Consider the following 7,370-nt stretch of genomic DNA (forward strand, 5'->3'; position numbering starts at 1 on the left):
GGATCTGCCACTTCTTCACGTTGTTGAGGATTTTACCCAGAAACCGGTATGCAGCTTTGCTGTTACGACGGGAGGAGAGATAAAAATCGACAGTGCGGCCCCGGCTGCCGACGGCCCGGTACAGATACGCCCAGCGGCCATTGACCTTCACGTAGGTTTCATCCATGTGCCACAGGCAAAGATCGGAAGGGTTACGCCAGTACCAGCGCAGCCGTTTTTCCATTTCAGGCGCATAACGCTGAACCCAGCGGTAAATCGTGGAGTGATCGACATTCACTCCGCGTTCAGCCAGCATCTCCTGCAGCTCACGGTAACTGATGCCGTATTTGCAGTACCAGCGTACGGCCCACAGAATGATGTCACGCTGAAAATGCCGGCCTTTGAATGGGTTCATGTGCAGCTCCATCAGCAAAAGGGGATGATAAGTTTATCACCACCGACTATTTGCAACAGTGCCGTTTCCTGAATGCTGACATATCGCCGTGTTGAAGTAGACGTCAATCTTCTCGCCGGTATAGGCCCGGTAACCTGCCTCCAGTAGTTCCTTTTCCACGACATTACCTCGCATTTTTATTGTCTGAGTCTAATCATAGACCGATGCGAGGCTGAGGGAAGTGGCGGGTAGCAGAAATATCACTCGGGCCTTTTCTGTAACAATGGCTCCCGCTCCGGCGGCAAATATTCCAGCATTGCAGGCGTCGGCGGCGGCAGGCGGTTATCGGCGATGTGCTTGTCCACATCGATATGACTGATTTCGCCATTCTCATGGTGATGGACCGTCAGCACCCTCGCTTTGTTCAACTCTGTAACCAGTTCACGGGTAATACGTAAACTTTCCGCCAGCTCATGGTCTTCCAGTCCTGGTCTGCGACTGCGACGCTCCACCCGAAAACGAAACTGGTTGTATTTCGCCCAGCCGATCAGCACCAGTCCGTTGACCAGCGCGACAAGGATGTAAAACGTGACCGTATCCAGCGTGGTGAAAAAAGGACGCACGCCCATATACGGTGAATGCGCCAGGGCCGTAATCAGCCCTTTGTAGATTAAGTATAAAAATCCAACCCAGGCAAAAATCGTTAACAGAACGTCAATGATGCGCGGCAGCAGACGCCGCTCCGTAAAGATCAGCGGCTGACTCATGATTCGATCCTCCCTATTCCACGGTCAGGACTCACCCAGCGCGCCCTGCCGCGTTTGCGTTTGAGCATCACTTTCGGGAATGACACCAACGTGGTAAACAGGCTCAACAGCCAGTACACCACCGGGAACCAGATTATCCAGAACAATGAGGCGCCAATGCCTTTTTCATAGCGTCGTTCAATCATCAGGCTTATCGCAAACTGTATTAAGCAGACCACGCCGAGAATAAGTCCGGTAAAGGCTGGCGGGAACAGATGTTGAACATACAGCGAGTCCGGCATCGGGATCATCAGTCCCAGCAGGAACAGCACGATACTGATCGCATAGGCAAATGCCCACGTGGTAGAAAAGCAGAACTCGAAAAATAGCGGCCACATGCGGCGGAACTCCCACGACCACAGACGGCGCATGTTAACAATAAACACCTCCGCCCCGCCTTGCGCCCAGCGCAGGCGCTGCTTCCACAGCCCTCTTAACGTTTCAGGCATCAGGATCCAGCACAGCGCGCGCGGCTCAAAGAATATCGACCAATGGCGCAATTGCAGCTTCCAACTGATATCGATGTCTTCGGTGATCATGTCCGGGCTCCAGTACCCCACCTCGGCCAGCGCGCGACGACGAAACGCCGCAACTACGCCAGAGACGCTAAAGATCTGACCATAGACTCGTTGAGTACGCTTAATTAAGCCGATAATGGAAGAGAACTCACCGACCTGCACACGACCGATTAGCGTGGAACGGGTGCGAATACGTGGGTTGCCGGTTACCGCCCCAACGCGTGGGAACTGGATCAGCGGAGCGACCAGATACGCCACGGCATCGCGATCCAGTAACGCATCGCCATCAATACACACCAGGTAATCGCTGCGCGCAGCGGCCGCGCCCGTTTTGAGCGCCAGCGCTTTGCCCTGGTTTTCAGCCAGATGAATGACGCGCAGGCTGGGGTACTCAATCGCCAACTGTTCCAGAACATCGTGCGTATCGTCCGTTGAACCGTCGTTAATGGCAATCACTTCGATATTCTTGTAGCGCTGTGCCATCGCAGCGCCGATGGTTTCCCGCGCGTTGATCCCTTCGTTAAAGCAGGGGATCAAAATGGAAACCAGCGGATTTCCCTCCAGCGTCGGTGGCGGTGTATCGTCTCCCCATTTCCAGTGACGCTCACGATAAAACCAGAAATAGACCCCGCCGCTTATCCATAATGCAGACATGAATAAAGGCCAGAAGAAGACGAAGTTCAACATGACTTCACCTGTAAAGATGACAGCCACGCCAAACGGCAGGCTGAACATCAGGCAAAGTATCAGGAAAGCAATAATGCGATCGGTCATTTTTGCGGGTACCAGTATGAGGAGAACGTCGAGCGAATCTCTGACATCTCAGGTTTGTCGCTGATGAAATCATCCGGATAATAGCCGTAGTTACCTGCACCACTTAGTTTCAGTTGGCGCATCCATTCGGCTATTTGTTTTCCACTGATTTCTGCCTCGTCCCCGGATTTACGCCAGTCTCGTGCCTGCAGTTCAAACACGGTTTTGTCCAGCGCGCCGGGCGTTTGTGCAACGGCATTGACTAATCTGTCGAGCCAGGCATTGGCATCATTAGCCGGGATCTGCTCCATGAATGGCATCGCCATGGGTGCCGTCCAGTCATAGGTATTGAGGAAATCATTCAGGTTTTGCGCAAACCAGGCTTCGCTTTCAGGCTCCAGTACCGGCATGGCGTATATATTGCGGGCAGTTTGCACCTGCGGACCGCGAATATTGCGTACCGATTGCGTCAGTTGCTTAGTAAAGTCGATCAGCATCTTACTTTTCAGGCGCGTCCAGCGTTCGAAGGTTTGAGGGTTGCTACGGATTTGCTCAATACTTCCCGGAAGCCCTGCGGCGCGGTAGGCGGCTAACGCCTCCGGTGACGCATCTTCAAAGTCCGTCAGGAAAGCATCGTCGTGGAACAAAATCCCTTTGAAGCTGGCATGCTTCGCCAGGTCTTCATAGATTTCAGTGATACGTTTACGCGCTTCGCTGTCCCAGGGAGACAGACGCACATAGTTCTCGTGATTGATCGCAGTGCGTCCTGTTTTCGGATCCCATGCCGTCACGCGTGGAATGGAAGCATCGAGGTCGAAAGCCAGTACCGGCATCCAGGCATATACCGTCACCCCGGCCCGCGTTTGTAACTGCCAGGAGATATAGTTAAAGAGATCGGCACGCATCGGCAGCCAGCGGTTAGGGAAATAGAGTTCGCGAATATTCCCGTCGCCTTTAGGATCGGCGTACGCCTGCAGGAAGACATGAGAAATGCGCATGTCATAAACACGCTGGATCAGCTTGTCGATGTTTCGCTTCTGCTGGGCAGGATCTTTGTCATACACGTAATCCAGATCGACGTGCATCACACGCATCGTTTGTGGTTCACGTACCTGAGCAACCTGACTGGCAAAGCGCTTGAGAGACGGGTTATCAGAGATCAGTACGCGCGGGATATCATCAAGAAACGCAGCGTTCGCCAGCCCTTCATTGAGCGTAAAGGCCATCTTATAGCCATGTTCTTTGGCCAGCTTTAAGGTGGTGCCGTTAGCCGCACCATAAGGCCACACCCACGCGCGCGGCGATTTCCCGGTTACCGATTTAATCTTATTGGTGATCAGCGAGATATCAGTATTAATGCGACGATTGTACTGTTCGTCGGTTTCGTAAGTCCCTGTTTTCTTATCGAAAAGGCGATTCGCCACCGCAGGTTCTTTGCTTCCTTGCGGGTTCGCCTCAGCGCCGAAATGCGAGTTCCAGGTGTGCGCCCCCACTTCCACCAACGGCGATTTGCCCATTTCCTCGACCATCTTCCAGGTGGCAAATTTATCTCGCGCCGTCATTAAGCCGCCAAAATCGACTTTTTTATTGGCTGGAGAATCAACCCAACTGCCCACTGGAGCCCAGAGCGCAGGCCAGTTGTAGGCTTTCAGCAGCGGCCAGACGCGGGTATAAAAACTGCTGTATCCGTCGTCAAAGGTGAGTAAGACCGCTTTTTCCGGCAACACAATTTTACCGTCATGAGCGTCCAGAATTTGCTGCACGCTAATCGGATTATAGCCATTATCACGCAACCAGGCCATTTGGTCGCTCAACGCGCTGGTGCGCACGGAGAGGTAGCGCTGGTCGGCGGCGCCATCCTCAACATCATGATAGCCGAGCACCAGGAAGCTGTTTTTCGGCCATGGATGATCTGCCGTCAACGGCGTTCTCTCTGCGGGAGGAACATAGCGAGGCGTTGTATTGTGCGCGCTACTGCACGCGGTAATCATCAACCAGCCAGTGATTAATGCGCTAAGCCACAGGCATCTTTTCAGCATGAACAATCCTTAAAACCTGACATTTAAATCGAAAGCGAGGGAGATATTCCGCTCACGTTTACCGTCATAGGGGCGTTTATCCCAAACCAGCATCACCCCGCCATCTACGACGTTGTTCCATTTGAGCCGTTGTCCATATCCCACCTGAACGATAGCGCCAACGTCTTCACCTTGCTGCCAGTAGCCACCCACTCCGGCTATGCCTTGCTGGGTCCACACGGTGTCATAATGGCGGTAAAGAACCTGTTCCGCGCTCAGGCCTGGCACAACGGAAAAATCACTCTTAGGGTTGTAATACGGCACATTCTCTTTAGTGTTGGTGCTCCCACCGATACCCGGGGTAAAGTCCAGCGTAAAGCGCGGCGTGGTCCACATGCGCTCTTTTCCGCTCAGCCCATATTCGATGCGATCGTTACCATCCGAGAAATGTGATGCGGCAAACGACAATTGGTATTCACGTCGTTCGTTTTGATACCAGCGAACAAACAAATCGCCGCTGTTGGCATATACGCCGCTACGCAGCGCGCGCAGTGGAGTGTTGCGCGAAAGACGCTCGGCCGAACCGCCCACGCGCCAGTTATCGTTGAAATCATGCCAGGCGGAAAGACGACCGCCTATTTTCTGCCCATCGCCATAGTTTCGGCCAGACACTTCCATTTCGGCCCAGTAATCACGGGAAGTCCATTCCGCACCAGCCGCCAGATCGCGGCTAATCCCTTTCCCTTCCTCAAACTCGCCGGTTGCGAAGTTGAATCCGGTAAACAGTCGCCAGTTGTCATTAATTGGCGGGCTGTAAATGGCCGTGTTGATGTTGAAATCATTCTTACCGCTGACCGGGCTATCGGACGAGATCCCCTGCGTGCCGCTAATACGTACTTCCGACATTTTATGCACATCACGCATGCGTGCGAGGCGCAGCGTCGCTTCATCATCCGGACTGCGAGCAATAACGTCATCCGTCAGTTCATCGGCCTGCTTCCACTCCTGGAGATCCAGCGCCACATAGGCCTGCTGACGCTCCAGTTCCAGGTTACTGGGCTCAATCACTTCCGCCAGTTTAAGCTCTTTCTCCGCCGCATGCGGCAGTCCACGGGCTTCAAGAACAGAAGCATAGGATATGCGCAGCCCTTGGTTACCCGAGCCTGTTCGCGCCAGATGCTCTGCGAGTTTTTCTGCCTCCGGCAGTTCATTGGCAGCGATATGATATTGCGTCAGCAACGACTGTCCCAGCAGCCAGTTATCGTTTGGCTGCGGCGTTGGCGAACCATAGATGCGTCGCAGATATGGGCTGTCTTTAATTAACGCATCGACCTGTTTTTTAGCTGCATCAAAGTTTTCATTATCGATGTGCGCGTAGAACAGATCCTGTTGATCCTCAGGACCGAGCGGCGTAACCGGAATCGGTCCGTTCGGATAGTAGATGCTCATCAGCATCGCTTCGGTTTTTTCCGGCTGCCGTTCGCTTAACCATGCCGATGCTACCCAGCGTTTTGCGTAGTTTGGCACCTCGCCGCTCGCAGACAGCGATTCGTATTCACTAATCACTTCAGAAGTGCGTTTACGGACCAGCAAGGCGCCCATGCGGTCAATTCTGGCCCGACGGACATCATTCTGCGCAGAAGGCTCATCTTTCCAGGCAGTCAGCAACTGGTCATAACGGGCTAGCGCTTTATCAGCCACGATAAAACGCTCTTCTTCATTACGCGCAGAGGTATAAGAGGAACGTACCATTTCAGCCGCCGCATCAAGCTCAAGGCGACGCTTCACCGGATCGGCAGTTGGTACCACCTCTGCCATATTTAAGGCGGGCCCGGAAACGCGGTTTGCTGACAGCGCAGACAGCAATGTGGATTTTGCATTTTTTTTGCCTGGATCGACGTCATCCGCCTGGCTGGCAACTAACAATGCATCCCAGTTTTTTCCCTGCGAATGGTAGACATAGGCAAGTAGCGCATCAGAATCAGCCCCGGGATGCGCCTGCGCCCATTTATTCGCTTCAGTAAGGGCTTGCTGATTGTAGCGAGCATCCGCCAACGTCATTATCCAGCCGGTACGTACATCTACGTTATCAGGCTCTTCCTGTAAAACGCTTTCCCAGATGGCTAAAGAATCATTCCAGTTCTTCTGGTTGCGATATGCTCGTGCAGCGGCGACTTTGCCCCGGGCAGGTACATTCATCTGTCCACGATACTGCTGCCAGATTTCAATTGTGGTTTTATCGTTGTTATCGACCCAACTGGAAACTTGCAGCCAGTCGGCAACCTGATTTGGCGTTAGCGCGCTTTTCTTTCCCTGATCCTCAAGGAAACGTAATAGCGGTGCGCTATTACCTCCCCGCGCTTCAATAACCAAAGCGTCATAATCTGATACCGCCGCAGAGATTGGCATCGGGAAAAGAATGCTTGCCGTAAATAAACAGCTTACAGACTTAAAACGTTTAATGAAGTTGTCATGTCGACGCATACTTAACATATCTGCCCTTATATCTTACATCATAGTGAAAATAGGCGTTTTCAATAAGTTACAGTCAATCCCTGACGGTTGCCGACCATGTAAGACGCACTGCCGCTTATTTCGTAATAGGGTTATGAAGCAATTAATTCTTTCGTCTTATTGACTACCCGTGCCTCGTCCTCTAATCATTGGAAAGAAGGCATAAACTCGAGAATTTTATCACTCAGCGTAGTTCGTGGCTATGTAATAAGATAATGCATAGGCAAAAAAAGGATTTTAGACTAAGTTATTCTAAGGAAGGTGCGAACAAGTTCCTGATTTGAGATCATCATATTCATCCGGAGCGCATCCCAGAGGGACATCATGAGCCATCAACTCACCTTCGCCGATAGTGAATTCAGCACTAAGCGCCGTCAGACCCGAAAAG

At 52.5% G+C, this 7,370-nt stretch carries 5 protein-coding genes and 2 pseudogenes; 1 reads left to right on the plus strand and 6 read right to left on the minus strand.

Annotated features, from left to right (window positions below; genetic code table 11):
* From ACOTXI_RS23870 to pgaA, 6 genes and pseudogenes are all read right to left on the minus strand, one after another.
* Positions 1 to 394, minus strand: a pseudogene (locus tag ACOTXI_RS23870) (IS6-like element IS26 family transposase); the annotation flags it as partial.
* 63 nt (positions 395 to 457) lie between these two features.
* A pseudogene (locus tag ACOTXI_RS23875) lies at positions 458 to 553 on the minus strand ((4Fe-4S)-binding protein); the annotation flags it as partial.
* An 80-nt stretch (positions 554 to 633) separates the two neighbouring features.
* Positions 634 to 1,140 (minus strand): poly-beta-1,6-N-acetyl-D-glucosamine biosynthesis protein PgaD, encoded by a 507-nt coding sequence (pgaD, locus tag ACOTXI_RS23880; RefSeq protein ID WP_034167704.1) that lies wholly within the window; start codon positions 1,138 to 1,140, stop codon positions 634 to 636.
* Positions 1,137 to 2,471 carry a poly-beta-1,6-N-acetyl-D-glucosamine synthase gene (pgaC, locus tag ACOTXI_RS23885; protein WP_034167705.1) on the minus strand — a complete coding sequence of 445 codons (1,335 nt, stop codon included), beginning with the start codon at positions 2,469 to 2,471 and terminating at the stop codon, positions 1,137 to 1,139. The genes pgaD and pgaC overlap by 4 nt, the downstream gene beginning before the upstream one ends.
* Entirely contained in the window at positions 2,468 to 4,489 is a 2,022-nt protein-coding gene (gene pgaB, locus ACOTXI_RS23890) for a poly-beta-1,6-N-acetyl-D-glucosamine N-deacetylase PgaB (RefSeq protein ID WP_039025565.1), read from the minus strand. Before pgaB ends, pgaC begins: the two co-directional genes overlap by 4 nt.
* 9 nt (positions 4,490 to 4,498) lie before the next feature.
* On the minus strand, positions 4,499 to 6,961 hold the full coding sequence (pgaA, locus tag ACOTXI_RS23895) for a poly-beta-1,6 N-acetyl-D-glucosamine export porin PgaA (RefSeq protein ID WP_045620097.1): 2,463 nt from the start codon (positions 6,959 to 6,961) through the stop codon (positions 4,499 to 4,501).
* Positions 6,962 to 7,306: 345 nt separating this feature from the next.
* Here pgaA and ACOTXI_RS23900 point away from each other — a divergent pair.
* Positions 7,307 to 7,370, plus strand: a 64-nt coding sequence (locus ACOTXI_RS23900) for a hypothetical protein (RefSeq protein WP_224471883.1), incomplete at its 3' end; no start/stop codon positions are given.

It is taken from the genome of Enterobacter cloacae complex sp. BZL2005 (assembly GCF_049238885.1).
In the GTDB taxonomy this organism is placed as follows: domain Bacteria; phylum Pseudomonadota; class Gammaproteobacteria; order Enterobacterales; family Enterobacteriaceae; genus Enterobacter; species Enterobacter roggenkampii.

What these genes read in the sequence shown, in the direction of transcription:
- pgaD (WP_034167704.1), bottom strand. Translation starts at nt 1,140, where the DNA reads ATGAGTCAGCCGCTGATCTTTACGGAGCGGCGTCTGCTGCCGCGCATC.
- pgaC (WP_034167705.1), bottom strand. Translation starts at nt 2,471, where the DNA reads ATGACCGATCGCATTATTGCTTTCCTGATACTTTGCCTGATGTTCAGC.
- pgaB (WP_039025565.1), bottom strand. Translation starts at nt 4,489, where the DNA reads ATGCTGAAAAGATGCCTGTGGCTTAGCGCATTAATCACTGGCTGGTTG.
- pgaA (WP_045620097.1), bottom strand. Translation starts at nt 6,961, where the DNA reads ATGTTAAGTATGCGTCGACATGACAACTTCATTAAACGTTTTAAGTCT.